The organism is Paenibacillus sp. FSL H3-0286 (assembly GCF_045040705.1).
Lineage (GTDB): Bacteria > Bacillota > Bacilli > Paenibacillales > Paenibacillaceae > Paenibacillus_AQ > Paenibacillus_AQ odorifer.
This window is the reverse complement of the sequence record NZ_CP150285.1, coordinates 1,351,558-1,374,543: the sequence shown is the minus strand read 5'-3', so window position 1 is coordinate 1,374,543 and position 22,986 is coordinate 1,351,558. Positions and strand designations below refer to the sequence as shown.

The 22,986-nt window shown below is 44.5% G+C and carries 22 protein-coding genes; 6 read left to right on the top strand and 16 right to left on the bottom strand.

Going from position 1 to position 22,986, the window contains the following annotated elements; genetic code table 11:
- The first annotated feature begins 195 nt into the window (after positions 1–195).
- On the top strand, positions 196–1,197 hold the full coding sequence (locus MHB37_RS06010) for a lipoate--protein ligase (RefSeq protein ID WP_076128152.1): 1,002 nt from the start codon (positions 196–198) through the stop codon (positions 1,195–1,197).
- A 90-nt stretch (positions 1,198–1,287) separates the two neighbouring features.
- On the opposite strand, the gene MHB37_RS06005 is transcribed toward MHB37_RS06010, so the two are convergent.
- From MHB37_RS06005 to MHB37_RS05980, 6 genes are all read right to left on the bottom strand, one after another.
- Complete coding sequence (locus MHB37_RS06005) at positions 1,288–2,115, bottom strand: carbohydrate ABC transporter permease (protein WP_036681776.1); 828 nt, start codon at positions 2,113–2,115, stop codon at positions 1,288–1,290.
- 30 nt (positions 2,116–2,145) lie between these two features.
- On the bottom strand, positions 2,146–3,021 hold the full coding sequence (locus tag MHB37_RS06000) for a carbohydrate ABC transporter permease (protein ID WP_038569153.1): 876 nt from the start codon (positions 3,019–3,021) through the stop codon (positions 2,146–2,148).
- A 107-nt stretch (positions 3,022–3,128) separates the two neighbouring features.
- Positions 3,129–4,460, bottom strand: coding sequence for an ABC transporter substrate-binding protein (locus MHB37_RS05995; protein WP_076128153.1), 1,332 nt, complete (start codon positions 4,458–4,460; stop codon positions 3,129–3,131).
- 189 nt (positions 4,461–4,649) lie between these two features.
- Complete coding sequence (locus tag MHB37_RS05990) at positions 4,650–5,849, bottom strand: response regulator (RefSeq protein WP_076185759.1); 1,200 nt, start codon at positions 5,847–5,849, stop codon at positions 4,650–4,652.
- Positions 5,842–7,653 carry a sensor histidine kinase gene (locus tag MHB37_RS05985; protein ID WP_076185762.1) on the bottom strand — a complete coding sequence of 604 codons (1,812 nt, stop codon included), beginning with the start codon at positions 7,651–7,653 and terminating at the stop codon, positions 5,842–5,844. The genes MHB37_RS05990 and MHB37_RS05985 overlap by 8 nt, the downstream gene beginning before the upstream one ends.
- Positions 7,654–7,712: 59 nt before the next feature.
- On the bottom strand, positions 7,713–8,426 hold the full coding sequence (locus MHB37_RS05980; RefSeq protein ID WP_076128159.1) for a metal-dependent hydrolase: 714 nt from the start codon (positions 8,424–8,426) through the stop codon (positions 7,713–7,715).
- A 228-nt stretch (positions 8,427–8,654) separates the two neighbouring features.
- On the opposite strand from MHB37_RS05980, the gene MHB37_RS05975 reads away from it, so the two are divergent.
- Positions 8,655–9,602, top strand: coding sequence for a DMT family transporter (locus tag MHB37_RS05975; RefSeq protein WP_248547848.1), 948 nt, complete (start codon positions 8,655–8,657; stop codon positions 9,600–9,602).
- A gap of 12 nt (positions 9,603–9,614) precedes the next feature.
- On the top strand, positions 9,615–10,418 hold the full coding sequence (locus tag MHB37_RS05970; RefSeq protein ID WP_038569149.1) for a Cof-type HAD-IIB family hydrolase: 804 nt from the start codon (positions 9,615–9,617) through the stop codon (positions 10,416–10,418).
- Between the two features lie 71 nt (positions 10,419–10,489).
- Here MHB37_RS05970 and MHB37_RS05965 read toward each other — a convergent pair whose 3' ends face one another.
- The 7 genes from MHB37_RS05965 to cysT all read right to left on the bottom strand — a co-directional run bounded on the left by MHB37_RS05965 (position 10,490) and on the right by cysT (position 17,897).
- Positions 10,490–12,274 carry an ABC transporter ATP-binding protein gene (locus tag MHB37_RS05965; RefSeq protein WP_280752588.1) on the bottom strand — a complete coding sequence of 595 codons (1,785 nt, stop codon included), beginning with the start codon at positions 12,272–12,274 and terminating at the stop codon, positions 10,490–10,492.
- A 17-nt stretch (positions 12,275–12,291) separates the two neighbouring features.
- Positions 12,292–12,534: a GNAT family protein gene (locus MHB37_RS05960; protein WP_341143931.1), complete on the bottom strand. Its 243-nt coding sequence runs from the start codon at positions 12,532–12,534 to the stop codon at positions 12,292–12,294.
- 386 nt (positions 12,535–12,920) lie between these two features.
- Positions 12,921–13,706, bottom strand: coding sequence for an MBL fold metallo-hydrolase (locus MHB37_RS05955; RefSeq protein WP_405169041.1), 786 nt, complete (start codon positions 13,704–13,706; stop codon positions 12,921–12,923).
- A 139-nt stretch (positions 13,707–13,845) separates the two neighbouring features.
- Positions 13,846–14,913: a sulfate ABC transporter substrate-binding protein gene (locus tag MHB37_RS05950; protein ID WP_341164633.1), complete on the bottom strand. Its 1,068-nt coding sequence runs from the start codon at positions 14,911–14,913 to the stop codon at positions 13,846–13,848.
- Positions 14,914–15,221: 308 nt separating this feature from the next.
- Positions 15,222–16,286: a sulfate/molybdate ABC transporter ATP-binding protein gene (locus MHB37_RS05945; RefSeq protein WP_076104838.1), complete on the bottom strand. Its 1,065-nt coding sequence runs from the start codon at positions 16,284–16,286 to the stop codon at positions 15,222–15,224.
- Position 16,287: 1 nt separating this feature from the next.
- Entirely contained in the window at positions 16,288–17,085 is a 798-nt protein-coding gene (locus MHB37_RS05940) for a sulfate ABC transporter permease subunit (RefSeq protein ID WP_036681745.1), read from the bottom strand.
- Positions 17,082–17,897, bottom strand: a complete 816-nt coding sequence (cysT, locus tag MHB37_RS05935; RefSeq protein WP_405169040.1) for a sulfate ABC transporter permease subunit CysT — start codon at positions 17,895–17,897, stop codon at positions 17,082–17,084. The genes MHB37_RS05940 and cysT overlap by 4 nt, the downstream gene beginning before the upstream one ends.
- A 208-nt stretch (positions 17,898–18,105) precedes the next feature.
- On the opposite strand from cysT, the gene MHB37_RS05930 reads away from it, so the two are divergent.
- Complete coding sequence (locus MHB37_RS05930; protein WP_076128168.1) at positions 18,106–18,507, top strand: secondary thiamine-phosphate synthase enzyme YjbQ; 402 nt, start codon at positions 18,106–18,108, stop codon at positions 18,505–18,507.
- Positions 18,508–18,653: 146 nt separating this feature from the next.
- Here the strand turns inward: MHB37_RS05930 and MHB37_RS05925 are convergent, their stop codons facing one another.
- The 3 genes from MHB37_RS05925 to MHB37_RS05915 all read right to left on the bottom strand — a co-directional run bounded on the left by MHB37_RS05925 (position 18,654) and on the right by MHB37_RS05915 (position 21,373).
- Positions 18,654–19,235 (bottom strand): TetR/AcrR family transcriptional regulator, encoded by a 582-nt coding sequence (locus MHB37_RS05925; protein WP_036681739.1) that lies wholly within the window; start codon positions 19,233–19,235, stop codon positions 18,654–18,656.
- A gap of 3 nt (positions 19,236–19,238) precedes the next feature.
- Complete coding sequence (locus tag MHB37_RS05920; protein WP_076128170.1) at positions 19,239–19,871, bottom strand: YigZ family protein; 633 nt, start codon at positions 19,869–19,871, stop codon at positions 19,239–19,241.
- Between the two features lie 146 nt (positions 19,872–20,017).
- Entirely contained in the window at positions 20,018–21,373 is a 1,356-nt protein-coding gene (locus tag MHB37_RS05915) for a glucose-6-phosphate isomerase (protein WP_036681734.1), read from the bottom strand.
- 235 nt (positions 21,374–21,608) lie between these two features.
- Between MHB37_RS05915 and MHB37_RS05910 the strand changes: the two genes are divergently transcribed.
- Both MHB37_RS05910 and MHB37_RS05905 read left to right on the top strand, forming a co-directional pair.
- A complete protein-coding gene (locus MHB37_RS05910) occupies positions 21,609–22,511 on the top strand; it encodes an NAD(P)-dependent oxidoreductase (RefSeq protein WP_405169039.1) in 903 nt (300 codons plus the stop codon).
- 169 nt (positions 22,512–22,680) lie between these two features.
- Positions 22,681–22,893: a hypothetical protein gene (locus MHB37_RS05905; protein ID WP_405169038.1), complete on the top strand. Its 213-nt coding sequence runs from the start codon at positions 22,681–22,683 to the stop codon at positions 22,891–22,893.
- The last annotated feature ends 93 nt before the right edge of the window (positions 22,894–22,986 follow it).

Here is a 22,986-nt window from a genome sequence, read left to right as displayed (position 1 = left end):
CGATATGTATGTCATTGCCACCATTATTGCCTCTTTGCCGGAAGAACGTCAATGCTTTCGCAGAAGGAATCAGCTAAATCCCCCGCTTCTCTCAAACCGACATGAATCTCAACAATGTGATCTCTTTTGTTAAAAAACCGCTTTTGGTTTAAAATGAAGGTTGTAATCAATTTTGCTGCGACGGAGGAATTCACTATGCTTTTTATTGATAACACAGGGATTACTGACGCATCCATCAATTTGGCGATTGAGGAATATGCGCTGAAGCACTTGCCGATGGACGAGAGTTACCTGCTTTTTTATATCAACAGCCCATCCATCATCATAGGGAAACACCAGAATACTATCGAAGAAATTAACCAAGAGTATGTAAAAGATAATAATATTCAGGTCGTACGTCGTCTATCCGGCGGTGGAGCTGTTTATCACGATCTTGGAAATTTGAACTTCAGCTTTATTACCAAGGATGACGGCCAATCCTTTCATAACTTTTTGAAATTCACCCAACCGGTCATCGATTACCTGCAAAGCATGGGTGTTAACGCCGAGCTAAGCGGACGGAATGACCTGCAAGTTGGTGAGCAAAAGATTTCCGGTAACGCTCAGTTCTCCACACGCGGACGTATGTTCAGCCATGGTACCTTGATGTTCAATCTTAATTTAGATGATGTACAAGCCTCTCTAAAAGTGAATCCAGAGAAGTTTAAATCAAAGAGCACCAAATCCGTACGCAGTCGTGTAGCGAATATCAAAGAGCTGCTGGGTACAGATATGACGATCGAGGAGTTCCGCGCCGGCCTGCTGCGTTCGATCTTTGGTATGGATCCTTCGGAGGTTCCTCAGTACAAGCTGCAACAAGCCGACTGGGACAAAATTAATGAGATCTCCAAGGAGCACTACCAGAACTGGGACTGGAACTACGGTCTGTCACCAAAAAGCAACGTTAAACACACGCGCAAATTCCCTGCCGGAATTATTGATATTCGGATGGATATTGAAGATTCCCTCATTAAAGACATCAAAATCTATGGTGACTTCTTCGGAGTCGGTGACGTAGTAGATGTTGAAAATGCACTTCGTGGCAAACGTTATGACGAGGCTGAGGTTAGAGAAGCATTAGCTGATCTCGATTTGAAGCATTATTTCGGTCGTATTGAGCCGGAGGATTTTATCGGATTGGTCTTCCTAGAGGAATAGGATGAATTCACTGGTCATGATTTGAATGAAAAAGAGGACTCCTGCGCATTCGCCAGAAGTCCTCTTTTGCATGAATTAATACTCTTCGCTTTATCCTTTTACAGCAGATCCAACTGTCATAGCCCGTTCTACCTGCTCACTAAAGAACAAATAGACAATAACCATTGGCAGACTCGCCATCGTCATAACCGCCCCCATGCCACCCCAGTCTGTGCTGTATTGGCCTTGGAAGAACAATAGACCCAGCGGCAGTGTTTTCATCCCCTCATCAGAGATCAGAATATAAGCCAGCAAAAATTCATTCCAGTTGTTCAGAAATTGAAAAATGGCTACTGTTGCGACAGCTGGCGTTACAACCGGCACAATAATCTGCAGAAACATCCGGTATACATTCGCGCCGTCCATACAAGCGGATTCCTCCAGCTCCCCAGGAATACCCTTCATAAAGCCGTAGAATACCAGACAAGAGAACGGCAATCCAATGGCGACATAAGGAACAATCAGCCCACCGTAGGTATTAGTCAGATGTAAGTCCCGCACGAGTATAGCAAGTGGAATCATAATTACCTGCAGCGGCATGAACATTCCGATCGTCATATACAATCTGACCCCTTCACGGAATCTCCACCGCAGCCGGGAAATTGCGAATGAGAACATCAGCGATAATATGATAATAAGTAGCGTTGAAATCGTAGAGACTACCAAGCTATTCGTAAAATATCGCGGTATATTGAACTGTGACCAAGCGGCCACATAGTTTTCAATCCGGAAATTAGTCGGAAATCCGAAAGGGTTGGTGACAAAAATCTCATCGTTATTTTTCAGAGAATAAGAAATCATCCATAATAGCGGATAGATGGAAATGATAAAATAAATCCATAAGGGAAGCTGTATGAGCAATGCTCTCACTTTTTTCATAACGTTCCTTTTCCTTTCCGGCGTACTGCCTTATGCTTCATTTCGGTCAAATGTCTTGTTGATAATAATGGTGGCCAGAAGCGACAGAAGGACAAGCACAACCGATACCGCACAGGCATAGCCGTAGTTGCTTTCCAAGAAAGCATAACGATAAATCATAAAGGTAAGCGTATAGTTGCTCGTTCCCGGTCCGCCGTTAGTCATAATCAACATTTGTACAAAAGCACCGATTCCTGAAGTAATGGCAATGATCAGACAGAATTTGAACGTCTCCTTCATCATTGGAATCGTCACCTTACGATGCGCCATCCATTTGGAGCAACCGTCAATCGTGGCAGCTTCCATGTACTGCTCAGGGACAGATTTAACCCCCGCATATAAAAGACTGAACTGGTAACCCATGAACTGCCAGGCATTAACAAAGGCAATCGCAATTATGGATGTGGTTGGAGAAGTGAGCCAGTTTTGTTGATAAGGAATATGCAAAATTTCAAAAAGCCTATTGATCAATCCGTTATTCGGATCGTAGATGGCAATCCATAGCTGACAAACAACCGTAACCGACAGAACTACGGGGATAAAATAAGCTGTTTTCAATAACTTACGCCCTTTAATTCGCGGATCGGCACAGGCAAGCGCAAGAATGGTTCCCAATCCGATCTGAAATACAGCGAGCACCAGTGCAAAAATAAGGCCGTTACGAAGGGATGTCAAAAGCAATGGATCATCAAACATCTCTACATAGTTGGACAATCCGTTAAAAGTAGCCGTACTGAGCCCGTCCCACTCGAAAAAGCTACGATAAAAGGATTGAAGCACCGGATAGATAATCACTACGCTATAAATCAACAGAGCGGGAAGCAGAAACAGCATTATGGCTTTCTTATTACCTAAGTATTTATGCATGCGGTAAGATTCCACTCCTTCCTTGCCAAGCTGCTCACCCGATATAAGGGCTCGATCCGGGTGAGCTGCAGGGCATGGACCAATTTTTATTTATTTTATTTCTCTAATTATTTATTTTCTTTGTTCAGCACTCGGTTCATGTTATCCGTGAACTGCTTAGCCGAGAATCCTTCGATCAACATATTTTGTGTATTGTCGTCCAGTGCATTTTTAATTTGAACACTGCTTACCGCATTGGCGTAACCCTTCACGTTTGGCAGCACTTCTTCAGCGATTCTTTTCATCATGGCAGGCACTTCACCGGTCATTTCTTTATCCACTTTAGTCGCTACGATCGGGCTACCCAGCTGTGTATATTTGTATTCGCTATATTTTTGTGCGATAAAACTAGCTACTTTCACTGCGGTCTCAACATTCTTGCTGCTAGGAGAAACGGCAAAGCCACCAGGACCTCCTGCACCGTTAATGTACATTTTGTTGTTCTCATAAGTCGCTTCGTCCTTAGCTGGCCAGTACATCCAATCCACTTTATCCCCAAGCTTCTCAGCACTGCTGTAGATTTCCCACTGACCGTTGACGAACATGCCAGCTTTTCCTTGGTAGAACAAAGATGAAGCTTGATCATAATTGGTATTCGTAGCATTGACGTCGAACAAGCCTGCTTCTTCCAGCTTCTTCATTTGTTCTGCTGCTGTTACATAAGGCGAAGGCAATGTTGTCGTTCCCTTCGTTTCGAGTGGGCCAAACCCTTTCGTCTCCTCACGAGTCACAAGTCCGCTATAAAAAGAAGTAGTGATCCATTTCTCCTTCGCGAAAATTGAGAGCGGTGTATACCCTGCTGTAGAAAGCTTCTTAGCCGCTTCAGCCAGCTGATCGATCGTCTTGATCGGCATCTCGATGCCTACCTCTTTAAAGATATCCTTGTTGTAAAACAACATTTGGAATTCGATTCCCGTATATGGGAATGCGTATACATGACCGTCTGGGGCAATCAGACGGGACTCATTCCCTGTGTTTAGATTCGCTTTGAAATCTTTGGTGGCTTGGTATTCATCAAGCAGCTCGACATTTTTAGATTTGGCGAAGGTTTGCAGTGTAGGCCAGTCTGTTTCATAAATATCCGGCATGTTCCCAGTCGCGGCATATGTTTTCAGCTTCTGGTAGCCATCTTGAACAGCCTCATCCAGTACAATCTCCACCTCCGGCATTTCCTTTTTCAATTCCTCTACGGCATAATCAAATGGCTTTGAAGTATCTTCGTCAAAATGCTGTGCATAAATTTTTATTTGAATTTTCTTATCGGTGTTCCCAGCGGTCGTATTGGAATCTTCAGAGGTTGAACCACCGTTTCCGGCATTGTTACCACCACAGGCTGTAAGTGAGAAAGCTAAGGATAAAACGGTTGCAACCCCCAGTGTTCTGAATAGCTTGTTGCTCATAATGAATCCCCTTTCTGATGATCTATTTAGTGGAGCTAGTTGAATCCGCTATTTGTTAGCGTTTTCATCGTCCTGTTTCTATTATATTTGAGCCTTGAAGACCCAAAAAGAGCCATATCGGGCACAATCGGTAATAAACAGGACAAAATGAAAGCGGCCTCACCAGAGAGCCGCCACCAAATTTGTTTATTAAATTTCATTATTAACGCCAATATGGCGGGAACGGGCAGCCAGCTGCTCAAATTCAGACGGCGGCATGCCATAGTGTTTTTTAAAGCATTTACTGAAATAATTCGGATCATTATAGCCCACTTTACCGGCGATTTCAGACAGTCTCACATTTCCTCCAGCAAGCAGTTCCTTGGCCTGCTTCATACGAGTATAGGTAATGAAATCAAGTACAGAGATTCCACCTTCTTTTCGAAAAACCTTCCGTAAATAGCTGGTATCTACATACACGCCATTCGCCACCTGGTCAACTGTCAGCTCACAATCGGAATAATGCTCCCGGATGTACTCTTTGGCGGCAATGAATAAATTGTACGACTTAGAGGGGCGGTGCTCACGACCTTGATCAATGACTTTACTGTACAAGCCTTTTATCCAGCTTTCAGTCTCATCCCAGTTATCCATCTCCCGTAGCCGCTGCTCTGATGAACCTGCTGGTTTCCAGAAACTTTCCGGATTGATCCCTCTTTCTCCAGCATAGGCAAGGCAAAGGGATACTATACTCATTAAAAGAGTAAAGGAATAGCTGCCTCCCCCTCTCTGGCGTCGTAGAATCTCAATTAATTTGCTTATGTCCTTCGCCGCTGCATCGCCATCCCCCATCTTTAACGCCATCAGCATGGCATCCTGAATTCCAAGATGAGTGATTTCTTTGGATGGAAAGGAGAACTCCTCTATCCCTTCAGAGGAATTCTGCTCGTCCATTTGGAGTGGAAAGAGCTTACTAGAAGCCGTCCCTTCTGCAATTATTTCCGGCTTACCAGCTTTGCGTGCACCTATTTTATGTGACTGAAGGCGCTGCTTCACCTTGATCATCATCTCGTTAAACTCTTGCTGGTTAAACGGTTTCAATAAATAATCTTGTACACCTAAGCGAATCGCTTTTTGCGCATAATCAAATTCATTGTGCCCTGTTACAAAAACAATCAGCATATCAGGAGCATTGGCCTGTAACCGGGTAACCAGCTCCATACCGTCCATATAGGGCATGCTAATGTCCACTAAAGCCAAATCAGGTTTCGTCCGTTCCGCTTCTTCCAGCGCTTCTCTGCCATTTGACGCTTCACCACAGACACTGAAATCATATTTACTCCAATCCAGCTTGGTCCGCATATAATAACGAAACAGCGGCTCGTCATCTACAACCATCACTTTATACATCTATGCTGCCCCCCTGCACTTCCGTTCCGGGAATCGTCATTTTCATAACAGTACCCTTTCCCAGTCTACTCTCCACCGATAGGCCATATGGTTCTCCAAAATACAGCTTAATCCGTTCATGAACGCTGTAAATGCCAATGGATGCCGGTTTTCCTTCTCGTGAGCGGTATTCTACAATCCGGGACACCTGCTCCTCGGACATGCCAACACCGTTATCCTCCACGGTAATGATAACTTCTCTTCCGTGTGTATAAGCCTCTATTGAGATAAGCCCCTGACTACCCTTTGTTTTTAATCCATGGTAGATTGCATTCTCTATGAGTGGCTGTAGGGACAATTTGGGTACCTTAACTCCTTCGAGAGATTTCGGGATATTAATCTCGTAACGTAATACGTCGGGGTTGCGAACCTGCATAATAGCCAAATAATCAGCTGCATTTGATACTTCCTCGGACAGTGGAATAACCTCGTTTCCTTTGCTAAGAACAACCCGATAGAAGTCTGCCAGTGCCTTGGTCGTATCCCGAGCTGCTTCATTAAGCTCCAAATCGTTGAGTACATAAATCGTATCCAGTGTGTTGTACAGAAAATGTGGTTTAATCTGGGCATGAATCAGAGCTAGTTCATATTCACGTTTCCGGCCTTGTTCGTTCGTAATCGTCCGCATCAGCTCCTGGATACGACCAACCATGGAATTGAATACGGTGGAGATCAACCCCGTCTCATCCTCTGTAGTCACTGGTGAGGTGACATTCAGATCGCCTTCCCTTACTTTACGCATCGCCTTCGTCACCTGAAGAAGCGGATTTACGATAATCTGTGACAGCTTTCCTGCAAGCAGCAGAGACAGTAACAGGCATCCTATTCCCACGAATATAGTTAACGTTATATTGCGATGAATATCAGCGGTTAACTTTTGCAGCGAAATGGTATTCACAAGCTTCCAATTCAGCTTATCATAATACGTCACTGTGACCAGCTCTCGCCCGCTCCCCCTGCCGATAATTTCCGAGACAGAGCTTCCCGTCTTCCTAAGACTGCCGTTCAGTCTGTCCTCAGGCTTCAGTAGAAGCTTTGATTTATCAGGTGTAGACACGGTCCTTTGCGTTCCGTCTACTATAAAATATTTCTTGTCCGAAGAGGTTTCTCTAGCGGTTTCCAGAAAAGCAGAGAGAGCATCTTCTTTTACGTTCACAAATAATGTACCTATTAGGTTGCCTGTTTTAAGATTGTACACGACTTTACTCAGTGTGAGCACCGGAACTGCCGGATCACTAACCAGATAATCTCTCTGCTCCATGGGAAGCCAACGGTTAACTCCGTAGCTGCCTTTTTCTTTAGCCTTCTCCAGCATATCGCTGGTGAATACCTTCTGCTCGTTAGGATTACCGTAGGCGTAAGAGGAATATATCTGCCCTTCCGTATCCACAAATACAGCAGAGTCGACATCCGGAAAAATAATCAGATCGATAGAAAGCTGGCTCTGCATTAAATTGCGAAACCGCGTCTGCTCCACTGTCGAGGATAACAACGGACGTTCAGCATACATCCGATGGATGTCGGTAGTTATAATGTTGGCACTACTCTCCGTATTTTTTACAATCGTATCTATTTGCTGCATGATGAGCTTGGATTCATCTTTAAAATTGTACTTAGCCTTTTCGATCATCGAACGGCTGAACATCTGCCCTGAGAGCAAGCCTAAAGCAAGCAATGGAAAAATGATCAACGGTATAAAAATAAGGATAATTTTATTACGAATCTGCAATCTTCCAAACCACTTCACTAAGGAATCCCCCCGCATAACAGCCGCCTCCTGTGTGTTCTAGCGGTAATTCATTATGTGCTTCAAATCCGTAAATCTCAAGGAGAAAGTATAAATACATATACAACTAGGGCGAGTGTCAGCAGGATAAAAACATTCTCTACAGCTCCACCTTTTTTCGTGCCTGTACTCATTAGCTTTAGACGCAGCTTAAATGGAATGGGCGGCAGGGGCGTAATTCCCCTTTGGGTGAGAGAGTCGGCCAATAGATGAAGCGCATAAGACATGCCGCCTGCTATCCATAGACTGCCACCATCCTGTATACCCGATGAAGCAAAATACAATAAAGTGCTCCAGCCTGCAACAGCATATAAGGTATGAGTCAATCCACGATGCGGGACAAGTGATGTAACTACGAGTATACAAGCTACTATGTAGTTCCAAGGATCATATGCCCCTCCGTATGCAAATACCGCAGTAGCGATTAGTACCATCACCAGATGCCGCAGCTTTCTTCCCGGCAGGAAAGTCACACTCCCCACAAGTAGGGCCAGTACAATATTCCAAGGGCTTTCAACGATTCCTGCAAAATAAAGATAAATCGCTGCTCCTATCAAAGCAACCTGTAGTACCCTGAGCAGAAAGTCAGGAATCGCCTTGCGTACCAGTAACGAATTCGGTTCATCAATGTCTGGCAGGAGCGAGCTTAATGCGGCGACGGCAATAACCGGGATTGTAATCTCATGGGCCATCAAACTCATAACAGATAGGGTAACCCCGGTGCTGATAATTAAATGGGATCTGCCCATCATAGTGAAACCGCTCCTTTCTAAGATGCAAAAACAAGAACAAATGTGCGGTTATCGAAGTATATCAAGACCCGGTTTTTTTGTCTACATAAAACGCTGAAATCGCTTAGTATATAAGCCTTTGCGCGATTTCTATCTTGTCCTCCCCATGAATATACGATACAATTTGGACAACTTGTCCTTGTCGTCTACATAGAGACGGCAGCTGCTGAAGAAAGGATGACCTAAGTAGTGAAGCGTTCCCGTATAGCCGATTCCAGCCTGCTATTGGTGGCGATGATGTGGGGATGTACCTTTCTGATTGTACAAAATGCTGTCAAGGTGCTGCCACCGCTCGCGTTTAATAGTATCCGCTTTATGGGCGCTGCCCTGTTGCTGGCTCTAATCACAGTTATTTTTTACCGCAAGGATTGGAAACAGCTAAGTTTCCGCATGGTACGCGATTCTCTGCTGCTTGGCCTTTTTTTGTTTATGGGCTATGGCTTTCAGACGATGGGACTTCTATATACAACAACCTCTAATACCGGCTTTATTACCGGGCTATCGGTTGTCCTAGTTCCCTTTCTGTCTCTTGCCCTATTGAAGCATGCGATTTCACGATACACTTGGTTCAGTGCGGCACTCGCCGCAATCGGGCTTTATCTGTTGACCTTCACGGGCTCTGCATTATCCTTGAATAAAGGCGATGCCTTGATTCTTCTGTGTGCCATAGCTTTTGCGTTACAGGTAGCCTATACTGGCGTTTATGCACCTCATTATCCGGCGTTGCCGCTAGCTACTCTGCAGCTTGCTTTTGTTGGGCTGTTCAGTATTGCTGCCTCGCTTATTTTTGAAGGGGCAACACCGCTCGCCCACAGCGGGGAGCTGATTAAGGACCCAGATGTGCTTTGGGCTCTGCTGATCTCCATCGGGCCAACCAGCGCTTTTGCCTTCTGGATTCAAACCGCCTGTCAGAAATATACTACCCCATCACGGGTAGCCATTATTTATGCCACAGAACCGGTATTTGCCGTTCTGACGGGTTTAGCCTTTGGCGGGGAAACACTCGGGTTGTCCGCTCTGCTCGGTTGTGGTTGTATTCTGGGGGCTATGCTTATGGCAGAGCTGAGCCCGGAACCGGGTCAGAATCAACATAAGAAGAGTTATTTTTCCAAATTACATCTATTTAGAAAGAGATAAGGAGAGAGACAAATGTACAAATTGATCGCGATTGATATTGATGACACTCTGATTAATGATGACAAGGAAGTAACACCTGCTACCCAAACTGCGCTTGAAGAGGCTGTTGCCGCAGGTGTTGTTGTAACCCTTGCTACAGGCCGTGCTTACGCTTCCGCTCAAGCCATTGCCCGTCAAACTGGACTAAACGTACCTATCATTACTTACCAGGGTGCACTCGTTAAGAACTTGCTCGATGAAAAAGTACTGTATGAGCGTTACGTCCCGCAAGATGCAGTCCGCAAGCTGTTCACTTACTGCGTGGAGCATAATCTGCATCTGCAAACTTACATTGACGACAAGCTATATGCCCGTGAAGACAACCAAAAGATCAAAGACTATACGGACTTGAATAAAACGCAATATTTTATTGAGCCTGACTGGGAAAAGCTTGTCCCGCAAAAAACACCAAAAATGCTAATTATCGATGATCCTGATTTCTTGGATGAACTGGCTCCAATCCTGCATGAATTGCTTGGTGATTCCGTGCATATTACCAAATCCAAACCACACTTCCTGGAAATCATGCATCATGAAGGAACCAAGGGCATTGCACTTGAATTCCTAGCCAAACATTACGGCTGTGAGCTTTCCGAGACTATCGCTGTAGGTGATTCTTGGAACGACCATGAGATGCTGGAAGCTGCCGGACTTGGCGTCGCTATGGAGAATGCTATTCCTGCTCTGAAAGAAATTGCTGATTTTGTGACCTTAAGCAACAATGACGATGGCGTGAAATATGCGATTGATAAATTCATTCTTAATAAAGTGAACTAAACTTCCTTAAGCAAAAGGGTGCAGCAACGCCATATTTCATGACGTTGCTGCACCCTTTTTTATTCCAACACTCAAACACCTGTAGAAGCTAATTCCACTTTCTCGGGTCCCATTCCACTCTCTTCTTCCTGCTCTAGCTGAGAATAGTACAGATCATTATATCTTCCTTCAGCAGCAAGCAGTACATCATGCGTTCCACTCTCCACAATTTCACCATTCTCCATCACGAGAATGATATCAGCGTTCTGAATCGTAGATAAACGGTGCGCGATAACGAGTGTAGTTTTGTCTCCCATTAGTTTACGAATGGCCTGCTGCACCAGTTTTTCTGATTCATTGTCAAGTGCAGCAGTAGCTTCATCCAACAGCAGAATAGGAGCGTTTCTCAGAATTGCTCTTGCAATGGAAAGCCGCTGACGTTGTCCCCCGGACAGTCGTGAGCCTTCCTCACCAATATCAGTATCCAGTCCCTCAGGCAATTCCATTACAAAATCATAGGCATTCGCTTTTCGCAAAGCTTCCAGAATTTCTTGCTCATCCGCCTCTGGATTTCCATTCCGGATATTATCACGAATGCTTCCCGTATAAAGACCTGCCTCTTGCGGCACATAGGAAAAATAACTTCTAAGCTTAGCCAGACTCATCTCGTTGATCCGCTGCCCATTGATTATTACTTCGCCTTCATCGGGTTCATACAATCCCAGCAATAGTTTGAAAAGCGTAGATTTACCTCCACCACTCGGTCCCACAACCGCCATCTGTGTTCCTTTTTGAAGCTCTAAGCTGATCTTGTTTATACTTTGTCTCTCTGCTCCCGGATACGAGAAAGAGATCGACGACATTACCATACTCTCAAATTCTGGTTGCTTTGTCTCCACTTCTGGAAGGGTCTCAACCTCCACCGGGCTATCCAACACCTCAAAGATCCGTCCCGCCGCCCCAAGTGATTGCTGCATCGAATTGATCAGTCCCGGCAATGACGAGAACGGCATCACTAAATAATTCATGAGCTGGATGAAAGCAATCATCGCACCGACCTCAAGTGATCCTTTTGCCACAAAATAACCAGCCACGACCAGCGCCAGAAGAAACGTAAAGTTTCCCAGAAAAGAAGAGAATGAGCCAGTAGCTCCCTCAATTCTTCCCCGCTTTAATTCTTCAGAAGTAATATTCTCACTATGCTCCTGATACTGCTTCATTAGTCTGCGTTCAATGCTAAAGGATTTAAACACCATACTACTGCCTAGAATGTCATGTAAAAAGGAAGTAATCTTACTCATATTAGTCTGAATCTTCACACTGTTCTCACGCATCGCTGAACCGAAGATTTTTCCCGTAAGGAACATCAAAGGCCCCATTGCAAAACAGATCAATGCCAGTAACCAGTTAATATAGAGCAAATAACCAAAAGCCGCGAGGGCTAGTAAAGGGTTACGGATTAGATCAATCATTACCTCGCCTGCAGCATTACCAACAGATTGATTATCATTAGTAAAGCGGGACAATAAATCCCCGGAATGATTACGGTCAAAATAAGACTGAGGAAGAGCTAATGCATGCCGCATCATATCCAACCGCAGCTCATTTCTGATCTTGACAGAGATTTTATTTTTGAAATATCGATCGATGAAACCGTTAATTGCACTCACTAATAAGTAGATTAATCCAAAAATAACCAGCCCTTTAAAAGCTTTCACATCGAGTCTAACCGCAGCATCCGTAATTACTGAGAGCAGCCAAGCAATCGTTAAATCCAGAACAATCCCAAATAAAGTCGTAAATAATAAAATCGTATACAAAAGCTTGTGCCTTAACATATATGTACTTAATCTTGAAAATACGCCTTTCTGCTTCAAAGAACCAGCCCTCTCACTTAAAATTCTATACCTCTAACCTTAGCGAACACCTTATTATCATGCCGTTCCCCGTCATACCCAAGACTCGCACTGCGCAGGATCCCTTCCAGTGTAAAAGCCGCACGTTCGGCTACCGCGGCACTTTTGGTGTTTCGTGCACTACAAAAGATTTCGAGACGATTCGCCCCTAATTCCCGTATGGCAAAAACTTTCTCTGATTCTTCTAATGTGGGTATTACTTGAGCAAAAGCCAGAGGCACGAATGAGCAGCCTCTCTGTTTCAAAACTCTCGGGAAAATCAAGCAGGATTGGATCCTTGGAGTCAGCCACTTCGTACTCCTCCCCTGGCGATGATAATTATTCTAAATATGTAAAAATAATACGATATGCTTTTTGATTATATAGTATAAATCGGGATCTGAATACTGAATGCAATAGAAATCACAAAAGGAACATCAACAGGCTGAAGTTGCCCGAATGATGTCCCTTTTTGATTTAGTGAATATCTCAACTAAAGCGGACCACTCCATTTATTGGCTTGAAGAGTTAATTAAACGGATTCAACAAGGCGGAATATAACAGGTTTAAATAGGATCACGAAAACTCCCTTCCAGCAAATGAAGGGAGTTTTCTTTTTATCTAAATTTCATCTAATTTCCGAAGATCCTAAGGGTATTCTCATCCCCGTTTCGGCCAGCGTAACATTTTCCGGTAAAATATATGATTTTCTCATATCCACATCATGCGACATATGGGTATAGATTGCCTTTTGAGGCTTCACAGTTTGCAGCAGCTCCGCTGCTTCCGTCATATCGTATACAGAACGAGTCGATAACTCCGCTGCTTCGTAATAGAAGCTTGTACCTAATACCAGCAAGTCAGCTCCATGCATCAGGCGTGTCTCTTCAGCTCCAAGAGAAATGGAATCTGGACAATACACCCATACATAGCCCTCCTTCTCCAGACGAAAAGCATACGAGTATCCATTCTTGCCATGGTTCACTTTCCAGGTATCAATTGTCCAGCCGTCTAGCTCTATGCCTTCATCACAAGGAATCATCTCGATCTGATTGCGCAGCCATGGATATTGCCGCTCTATTATCGGGATCACTTCTGCTGGGGCATAGAGCTGGCCCTTATATCCCATCCAGCGGCAAGAATCCGCCCATTCCGGCAGCCCACCAATATGATCAAAATGAGCGTGTGTCACCAGCAGTCTGCGCATATTCCGTACTCCCTGCGCCTCCATCTGACGCCGCCAGTCAGGCCCACAATCGATCACTAAAAAGTCACTGCCATTATCTATAAGTACAGAAGAGCGCAGGCGAATATTTTTACCCTGTTCCCTTGCCTCTGTACAGGTCTCACAACTGCAATATACCCGAGGAACCCCCATGGCATCCCCTGTACCCAAAAACACCAACGTATCCATCTGCTATCTCTCCTTCAGGTTCTCTTCAACGAAGTAATAAATCTAAATTACCCTCTCTCTATCTTAAAGAGACCCAGCAAAAAAAGCCATCCCCACCACAGATGAACTGCTGGGATGACTCTTTTGTTATACCTCTACCTTATATTCCGGCAAGTACCTGATACCAAATTCCACGCTTGGAATAAAGTGAGCTTCGCACCTCATCCCAGCCTCCTAAATAGTTAATATCAAAGAGGCCCGCCGGATCAGGGTAATCGCTTTTGTGCTCAGCATAGACTTGTTTATCCACGGGACGAAAGCCATATTTTGCAAAGATCTCTTGTGCCTGTGGAGTTATCAAAAAATCAACCAGTGCTTCTGATGCTATGCGTGTCCCATGCTCATCCGCATATTTCTCTACAACAGCCGCCGGATTCTCAATCAGAATTGTATTTTTAGGAATAATGACTTCGTATTTGACTCCCTGAGCAATCCGGGCCAGCAGTTCATTCTCATAGGTGACAATTACATCCCCCACTCCATACTCGAAGGCTGCCATAGAAGCGCGGCCACTCTTATCCAGAGACTCTACATTGGCATGGATGCTTTCCAAAAAAGCTTTGGCTGCTGCTGGATCCTTTGCCCCCTCCTGCTCCTCTGACAGCTTCAGACCAGCCCCATAGATCGCGTTGATATCCCATTGCGCACCACCAGAGGTCTTCGGGTTTGGATATAACACTTTAATCCCTGGCTTGGCTAAGTCCGCAAAATCGCGAATGCCTTTGGGATTTCCTTCGCGGGTACCAAGAGCTACTACTGAACGTGTTACCATGCCTTGTTCACCCTGCTCTTTCCATGTTGGCGCTACGAGTCCAGCCTTAACTAGCTTCTCGACATCACCTTCCATGGCTAGCAGCGTCACATCCGCTTCAAATCCACCTACAATCGCTCTCGCCTGTGTCCCTGAAGCCTCATAAGACTCCTGAAAATTAATATCCTGACCCGTATCTGCCTTCCACTTGGCAGCAAATAACGGCAAAATATCCTGCATCGCATCCTTAGCCACACTGTATGCGCCAATTACCAGCGTAACATCCCCTTGCTTCGAAGGCTCTGCCATCGTCGTAGCTGCCTTCTCATTCCCGCAACCGAATACTGTCAGCGTGAGTATGGCCAGCATTAGGGCAGCAAAACATCCGTGCAGTTGTCTGCTCCTTTTGATATTCATTGCGGCCCACATCCTTCGAGGTAATGATTTTTAATATTTCCTTGAAAGTAGCTCTATGGCTGAAACTTAAAATTCAAGTATCCAACGTTCGGTATTTGCCGTAATTACGCGGAATGTCGGCCGCTGTTGTTCCCAGATTTATTAATTTTATATCCTCAGCGGATTAAATCCGGAAACAAAGGCGGTCGCTCCGCTCCTACAGTTCCAAACTTCCACTTCATTACTTCTGGCCTTCACATCAGTTCCTCTAATCCTAGCGAATCACATTCGCTACTATCAAAAGAAATTGAAAATAATTTTATTTATTTTTAAATAAAAATCGGCATTGGATCTTCTTTCAGGTTGTTCTCCTGGATCCAGCTGCGCTCATCATTAAACAGATAAGCCCGATGTACCAGTACTGAGATTTCCTGACCCGGCTGCAAGGTTTCTTTCTCCAACGAACGGTAGGTGACCAGCTTGTGGCCATTTACTTCAACCTCAACGAGCCATTCGCTGCCGCGGAAATGCAGATGTTTCACAACACCTTTTTCCGTGGCAGAAGCCATCTTGAACTCATGCAGGTTACCCACTTCAATATATTCAGGACGAATCAGCGCTTTGGTAGGTTTTCCGTCCCCCGCACCTGTAAAGCCTTTAACCTCAGAAGCGTTCTCAATCAGCGTAGATTCGCCGATAAATGTTGCCACGAACGGTGTTTTGGGTTCCTTGTAAATATCCCACGGGGTACCCTTTTGTTCCAAACGTCCTTGATTAATGATCATAATTTCATCCGCTACTTCAATCGCTTCATCTTGGTCATGGGTTACAAAAATAGAGGTGATACCTACACGCTCAATCAGTTCACGCAGCCAAGCGCGCAGCTCCTGGCGGATCTTCGCATCAATAGCGGCAAAAGGTTCATCTAAAAGCAGCAGCTGTGGTTCAGGCGCAAGCGCACGTGCAAAAGCCACACGCTGACGTTGTCCCCCTGATAGCTGATGCGGATAACGTTTCTCGAACCCTTTTAACCCTGTAAGCTCCACAAGTTCCATAACACGATCGCGGATAGCTGTTTTGTTTGCCTTTTTAACCTTTAAGCCAAAAGCGATATTATCAAATACAGTCATATGTTTGAAGAGTGCATAGTTCTGGAAAACGAAGCCGATCCCACGTTCTTGAGGAGGAAGATTGTTCACCGTCTGACCATGAAAAATAATCTCTCCGGTATCCGGTGACTCCAGTCCCGCCAGCATACGTAGAATTGAGGTTTTCCCGCCTCCACTTGGGCCGAGCAATCCAATCAGGTGACCTTTTGTAATGGTGAAATTGACGTCCTTGACCGCATGAAAATCTCCAAAATGCTTGTTTAACCCCCGCACTTCTACATGCATATTACTGCACTTCCTTTCTTCTCTTGGTCCATTCCATCAACAGCAGCAGACCTGCGGAAAATGCAGCCAGAACTAGCGCTATTCCTCCAGCAGCCGTCACATTAAAATTCTCAACATCCTGATAGACTAAAGTTGTCGCCGTCTGGGTTTTGTTCATAATATTCCCCGAAACCACGAGCACCGCGCCGAACTCTCCAAGTGAACGTGCCACCGTAAGAATGACACCATACACAACCGCCCAACGAATCGAAGGCCAAGTTACCTTCCAAAAAATAGTCCAGCTACGAGCGCCCAATGTCGAAGCCGCTTCCTCCTGCTGTGAACCAATCTCCTGAAGCACCGGCATAACCTCACGCACCATTAAAGGAAAGGTAACAAATAAAGTGGCAATGATCATCCCGGGAATCGCATAAACGATCTTTAGTCCAATCCCCTCAAAAATCGCTCCCAAGGTACTATCGGGACCCAGCAACAGGACAATCATCAATCCTCCGATTACAGGGGATACCGCGTAAGGCAAATCCACAATACTGTTCAATAATCCTTTTAGACGCTTGCCGATCCAGTTCGCCCGAACAAGATACAGAGCCATCATAATACCGAACAATGTATTTAATAACGTAACTACTATCACAACAAGCCCAGTCATCATAAGCGCATGCAGCGCTTCGGGCCTAGTCAGAGCATTCCAGAAACCACCAAATCCTTCACTAAAAGCACCCATAGCCATTTTCCCTAATGGAGCAGCAATCAGCAGAAAAAACACTAAATAAGTAAGAGCAATCCATAATTTCCTCATGAGCGTCTCCCCCGCATCTGCAGCATATTAATCAGCCAAAGAATAAGAAAGGATAAGGTCAAGAGAATAACAGAAACCGCAGCGGCGGAGACTGGATTATCACTTTCAACTTCACCAAAAATAAAAATAGAAGATACAAGCGTACGGCCCGGAATATTACCTGCGACGAGTACCACTGCACCAAATTCCGCAAGCGCCCTTGAAAATGCGAGCATCCCACCACTGATCATCCCAGGCGCCATTGATGGAAGAATAACTTGCCAGAATACCCTTGCCCCCTTGGCACCCATTGTATATGCTGCTTCCTCTTCGGATGGGTCCAATTCCTCCAGCAAGGGCTGAACCGCTCGAATCACGAATGGAAACGTCACGAACACCATAGCAATTACGATAGCCGGTTGATGAAAAACAATTTCAAATCCAAGTGCCTCAGCTGCTTTGCCGATAAGGCTACCTGGTCCAAGCAGCAGTAGAATCATCAAACCTCCGACAGCTGTTGGCAGTGCAAAAGGTAAATCGACTAGACTGTTGAGCAGCGCTTTACCAGCAAATTGATAACGAATAAGGACCCAAGCAATCATAGTTCCTAACAAAACATTAATTAAAGTAGCGAAAATCGCCAGCTTTAAGGTTAGCAGCACCGACTTCCAAGCAATTGGATCGCTGACGCTTTCCAAAAAATTGCCAAAACCAAGAGAAAAAGAGTTGTAATAGACCCCGAGTATGGGCAACACGATCAATACTACAAAATAGAGCAAAATTGTAGTTCGGAAACCCCAAGTCCAGCCTTTGTGTCTAAGTAGCGAATTCAATGATTTTTGCCCTCCCGCCTCCGGATAACCGGTCGGTATACTAACCAAAATCCTCATTAATTATTCCTATTTATATACTTGGTTTTATATTATTACTACTTTACCAAATCCTTCTCACCGCCGTCAATTACTTTCAAGTGAATTTGGGTTAAAATATATGTATCAAAGGTACACTAAAAAATGGCACCTCACAGGAAGGGGATTGATTATGTTGCATACTCTGGAGATCACTACTACAAAGCGGGATGAATTACGTGATATTACTCGGGAAGTCATTTCTTATGTGAAAAAAAGTGGAGTTCAAGACGGATTGATTGTAGTTTATTGTCCTCATACCACTGCTGGTATTGCTATTAATGAAAATGCAGATCCTGATGTGAAGCATGATGTTCTGATGCGTTTGGATGAGGTCTACCCTTGGGAGCATCCGAAGTATCGGCATGAGGAAGGCAATACTGCCTCTCATCTTAAATCTATTACTACCGGGCCTTCCCAGACCCTGATCATCCACGAAGGTGAATTAATTCTCGGTCGTTGGCAAGGTATTTATTTCTGTGAGTTCGATGGACCTAGACGCCGGCAATGTTTCTTAAAAATAGTAGAGGGATAATAAACATACAAATGGCCGCTTCCGTTATCGCTGCGGAGCGGCCATTTAGACTATAACTAGAGTCTAGTAATACTTTCATCAAGCAGAGAAGCAGTGTTATACCAATGCACAGCTTTAAAGTGAAGATCTATAAAAAAAACAGCATTTTAAAGGCTGCGACATAAAACCTTTATATGAGCTAACGCTGCCTCTTTCACATCGTCAAACGATACTTTATCCTGGATATAATAAGAAATAAATCCGTGTGCAGACAAGAACATTGTCAACGGCACATTCTGCCAGTCCTCAGACACATATCCCTCTTCCTTCATATGACGGCGCACAATACTTGAGAATAAATCAAAACATCGTCCCTGTTCTGCTCTACAATAAGCTAGCAATTCCTCATCGCGAATCATGAACATAATTTCATATTGATAGGGATGATCTATTCCAAATCTAATAAATTCCATAATCAGCTGTTCTACCCTTGTCATTCCTTCTTCAGGCGGTTTATTCATCACTTGACTGAGTAAAGCAGCCACATGATTAAAATCCTCTACAACAATAGCGTAGAACAACTCCGCCTTTTCCTTGAAATGATAATAGAGAGAGCCGTGGCTATATCCCAAATGCTGACCAATACTTCGCATTGAAATTGCCCGATACCCTTTGGTTATAAACAGATGCCTAGCGGCCTCTAGAATCCTTTCCCTCGACAACTCCTGCTCCACTGCTCTCCTTGCCATATACTAATCCCCTTCGCTGTAGTAAATCCGCCGCCCTTCTGTTATCAGGGCTTGCCCTTGGGTTAGATCTGTTATCCATGCCATAAAAGTCTCACCCTCATCATTTCGCGGCAAACATAACAACGTTACTTTGTCGGTGAACAAAGTCTCGCCAGTCTGAATCCCTCTTCCTCGAAGTTCGTTCTCAACCTTGCCCAGCCAAGTGTACTCGATCTCTACGAATACCTCTCGTCTCAGTACACGGGTGATTACTTCTCCTGCTTCAAGCGCAAGCACTGCTCCATCCGTATAAGCTCTAATCAGCCCACCGGCACCCAGCATAATGCCTCCGAAATAACGGGTAACTACGATTGCGACATTTTTAACTCCCTGATTGCGGATTACTTCCAAAATCGGTTTGCCGGCTGTCCCACTCGGCTCCCCGTCGTCCGATTGCCTCTGGATTTCGTCTCTCTCCCCAATCACATAAGCAGAACAGTTATGCGTTGCGTTCCAATGTTTCTTCTTGATGTCCTCGATAAACAACAAAGCTTCTTCTTCATTCTCCACTGGCATAACATGACCAATGAAGCGAGATTTACGGATCACAACTTCCTTTGAGCCGGAAGAGCGGACCGTTTGATATTGTTCTAACATAATTATTCCAGTCCTTATTTACATATGATGTCTTCATATAATGTCAGGAGCAGTCCCGGTATTGGATTACCTATGGACTGCTCCTGGTGACTTACATTAGTATGAATGTTCTGTGATTAATAGCTATTGTAAAACCTACTACAATACTATTCAGTAAGTCTTGCTTCCAGCTCTGCTTTTTCTTTTTCGTAACCTGGTTTGCCAAGCAATGCGAACATGTTTTTCTTGTATGCTTCTACGCCTGGTTGGTCAAATGGGTTAACACCGAGCAAGTATCCGCTGATACCGCAGGCTTTTTCAAAGAAGTACACCAAATATCCAAAGGTGTATGGTGTTTGATCAGGAATAGTAACGATAAGGTTAGGTACTTGACCATCTGTATGTGCAAGCATTGTACCTTGGAAAGCTTTCTTATTCACGAAATCCATAGTCTTTCCTGTTAAGAAGTTCAAGCCGTCCAGATCATCCGGATCATTCTCAATCGTAACATGATGAGCTACTTGATCTACTTGGATAACCGTTTCAAAAATGTTGCGGTTACCTTCTTGGATAAATTGACCCATGGAGTGTAGATCTGTGGAGAAATCAACGGAAGAAGGATAAATTCCTTTGAAGTCCTTACCTTCACTTTCGCCAAACAATTGTTTCCACCACTCAGATACAAAGTGTAAGGAAGGCTCATAGTTGACGAGGATTTCAGTTGTTTTACCTTTACGGTATAGAGCGTTACGAACTGCAGCATATTGATAAGCTTGGTTAGTAGCTACATCTGGATTGTTGAACTCATCCGCAGCGGCAGCAGCACCTTGCATCATTTCTTCAATGTTAATGCCAGCTACAGCAATCGGCAGCAAGCCTACAGGTGTCAATACGGAGTAACGTCCGCCTACATCATCTGGAATGATGAAGGATTCATAACCTTCTTCAGTTGCCAATTTCTTAAGGGCACCTTTTTCCTTGTCTGTAGTAGCGTAAATGCGTTTACGAGCTTCTTCCTTGCCGTATTTCTTCTCCAGAGCAGCGCGGAAAATGCGGAAAGCAATCGCTGGCTCAGTAGTAGTTCCAGATTTGGAGATTACGTTCACGGAGAAGTCTTTACCTTCTACTAGATCAAGCAAATGCGTGATGTATGTAGAGCTAATGTTATTACCAGCGAAATAAACTTCTGGAGTTTTGCGTTTATCTTTAGAAAGGTTATTGTAGAAAGAATGCGATAGCGCCTCAATAGCTGCGCGTGCTCCCAGATAAGAACCTCCGATACCAATTACAATCAGTACCTCGGAATCGCTTTGGATCTTCTTAGCAGCTTGTTGAATGCGAGCGAATTCTTCCTTATCATAAGCTGTCGGCAGATCGATCCATCCAAGGTAGTCAGAGCCTACACCAGTTTTGTTATGCAACTGTTCGTGTGCTAGCTTAACTGGGGCGGCAAGGTTGTCGATTTCTTGTTGGTTAAAAAACGAAAGAGCTTTTGTGTAGTCAAAATTAATCTTCTTAGACATCGGTAATGGTAACCTCCTGTTTTATCTCTTTAAATTTAAAACCGCTTGTTACAACTTTATAATTAGGATACTTTAATTTGCCTTGACTGGCAAGGTCTTAGGGCACATAGAGGGCATTAGAACCAAGTTTTCCAAAGTTCCTTGGAAGCGTTTCCTGTATCAAAAGACATAGGTGTGCTGTGGTGCTGGACAAAGTGCCGTGATAGAATAAAGAAAACGGAAGGTGGCTATATAAATGAAACAAATCGGTTTTATCGGACTCGGAACAATGGGTGCGCCTATGGCCTCCAATTTGCTACGTGGCGGCTTTCAGGTTACGGTATACAACCGAACGGCAGCCAAGTGTAAACCTCTTGAAGCAGAAGGTGCCCAGACTGCTCTCACGCCCCGCGAAGCGGCTGAGGGTAAGGATGTTATTATTACCATGATCAGCAATGATGATTCGGTTCGTAAAGTGTTTTATGGTCAAGATGGTATTCTTGATGCTGTGAAGCCTGGTGGACTAATTATTGATTCCAGCACAATTTCACCCGGACTAGTTCGTGAGATTGCCGCTGCTGTAGAAGCGCGCGGTGGACATTTCCTAGACGCGCCAGTAACTGGAAGCAAACCAGCAGCGATTGAAGGAACCTTAGTGTTCATGGTCGGCGGTAGTGCTGAGGTCATAGAACAACATCGTGATATCTTTGATACTTTGGGTAAGAAGCTGCTACATATGGGTGCGAACGGCAGCGGCGCTGTGGCCAAGCTGGCTCACAATGCTATGGTAGGTATTCATAATGTTGCCCTAGCCGAAGGATTCGCCATTGCTGTTAAATCAGGCGTACCAGCAGACAAGTTCCTGGAACTGGTACAACTTGGTTCTGCGGGCAGCAAACAAGCTGAGCTTAAAGGCCGTAAAATCATAGAAGATGATTTCAGCAATCAATTCTCCCTGGCTCTAATGCTTAAGGATTTGAAGCTCGCCTCTGCCCACAGCGATGCAACAGGCGTTCCTTCTCCTATGCTGGGCTTGGCTAAAAGCATGTTCCAAGCTGGATTCACCCAAGGTTATGGTGAAGAAGATCTTTCTGCCGTAGTGAAATGTTACGAAGAGTGGATCGGCCAAAAGATGGGTGCAAATGTATCCAATAAATAAATCCAAGAGCTCAAAACCTACTTCATAAGAACATTTACGACCGCCTCGCACATGATATTGCGATGCGGTCTTTTCTTTATGGACAATCCCATTGTCAAACCAAATATACGAACGTTTGTTTGTGTATTTATAATACTAAATTAACAGTTGTAGTGCAAGAAAATATTGGTTGCTGTGGAGTTACTCAGAACGTTGTGGTGGTGTTGGTGGGATAGTTACTAAGAAGGTCGCGAAGTACTGGTTTGTCGCAAAAGTTACTGTGTTAGTGATGAAACGGTGGATTGGTGCTGGTGGAGTTACTGATGAGTTGCTAAATAGTCGCTTAAAAGTTACTGAGGGAGCGCTGAAATGTTGGGTAAGTGCTGGAGAAGTTACTGGATGAGTTGTTAGATAATTTCAGAAAAGTTACTGAAGGAGCGCTGAATTGTTGGATAGATACTGGAGAAGTTGTTGGATAGTCACTGGGTGAGCTGCT

What these genes read in the sequence shown, in the direction of transcription:
- MHB37_RS06010 (WP_076128152.1), top strand. Translation starts at nt 196, where the DNA reads ATGCTTTTTATTGATAACACAGGGATTACTGACGCATCCATCAATTTG.
- MHB37_RS06005 (WP_036681776.1), bottom strand. Translation starts at nt 2,115, where the DNA reads ATGAAAAAAGTGAGAGCATTGCTCATACAGCTTCCCTTATGGATTTAT.
- MHB37_RS06000 (WP_038569153.1), bottom strand. Translation starts at nt 3,021, where the DNA reads ATGCATAAATACTTAGGTAATAAGAAAGCCATAATGCTGTTTCTGCTT.
- MHB37_RS05995 (WP_076128153.1), bottom strand. Translation starts at nt 4,460, where the DNA reads ATGAGCAACAAGCTATTCAGAACACTGGGGGTTGCAACCGTTTTATCC.
- MHB37_RS05990 (WP_076185759.1), bottom strand. Translation starts at nt 5,849, where the DNA reads ATGTATAAAGTGATGGTTGTAGATGACGAGCCGCTGTTTCGTTATTAT.
- MHB37_RS05985 (WP_076185762.1), bottom strand. Translation starts at nt 7,653, where the DNA reads ATGCGGGGGGATTCCTTAGTGAAGTGGTTTGGAAGATTGCAGATTCGT.
- MHB37_RS05980 (WP_076128159.1), bottom strand. Translation starts at nt 8,426, where the DNA reads ATGATGGGCAGATCCCATTTAATTATCAGCACCGGGGTTACCCTATCT.
- MHB37_RS05970 (WP_038569149.1), top strand. Translation starts at nt 9,615, where the DNA reads ATGTACAAATTGATCGCGATTGATATTGATGACACTCTGATTAATGAT.
- MHB37_RS05955 (WP_405169041.1), bottom strand. Translation starts at nt 13,706, where the DNA reads ATGGATACGTTGGTGTTTTTGGGTACAGGGGATGCCATGGGGGTTCCT.
- MHB37_RS05950 (WP_341164633.1), bottom strand. Translation starts at nt 14,913, where the DNA reads ATGAATATCAAAAGGAGCAGACAACTGCACGGATGTTTTGCTGCCCTA.
- MHB37_RS05945 (WP_076104838.1), bottom strand. Translation starts at nt 16,286, where the DNA reads ATGCATGTAGAAGTGCGGGGGTTAAACAAGCATTTTGGAGATTTTCAT.
- MHB37_RS05940 (WP_036681745.1), bottom strand. Translation starts at nt 17,085, where the DNA reads ATGAGGAAATTATGGATTGCTCTTACTTATTTAGTGTTTTTTCTGCTG.
- MHB37_RS05930 (WP_076128168.1), top strand. Translation starts at nt 18,106, where the DNA reads ATGTTGCATACTCTGGAGATCACTACTACAAAGCGGGATGAATTACGT.
- MHB37_RS05925 (WP_036681739.1), bottom strand. Translation starts at nt 19,235, where the DNA reads ATGGCAAGGAGAGCAGTGGAGCAGGAGTTGTCGAGGGAAAGGATTCTA.
- MHB37_RS05920 (WP_076128170.1), bottom strand. Translation starts at nt 19,871, where the DNA reads ATGTTAGAACAATATCAAACGGTCCGCTCTTCCGGCTCAAAGGAAGTT.
- MHB37_RS05915 (WP_036681734.1), bottom strand. Translation starts at nt 21,373, where the DNA reads ATGTCTAAGAAGATTAATTTTGACTACACAAAAGCTCTTTCGTTTTTT.
- MHB37_RS05910 (WP_405169039.1), top strand. Translation starts at nt 21,609, where the DNA reads ATGAAACAAATCGGTTTTATCGGACTCGGAACAATGGGTGCGCCTATG.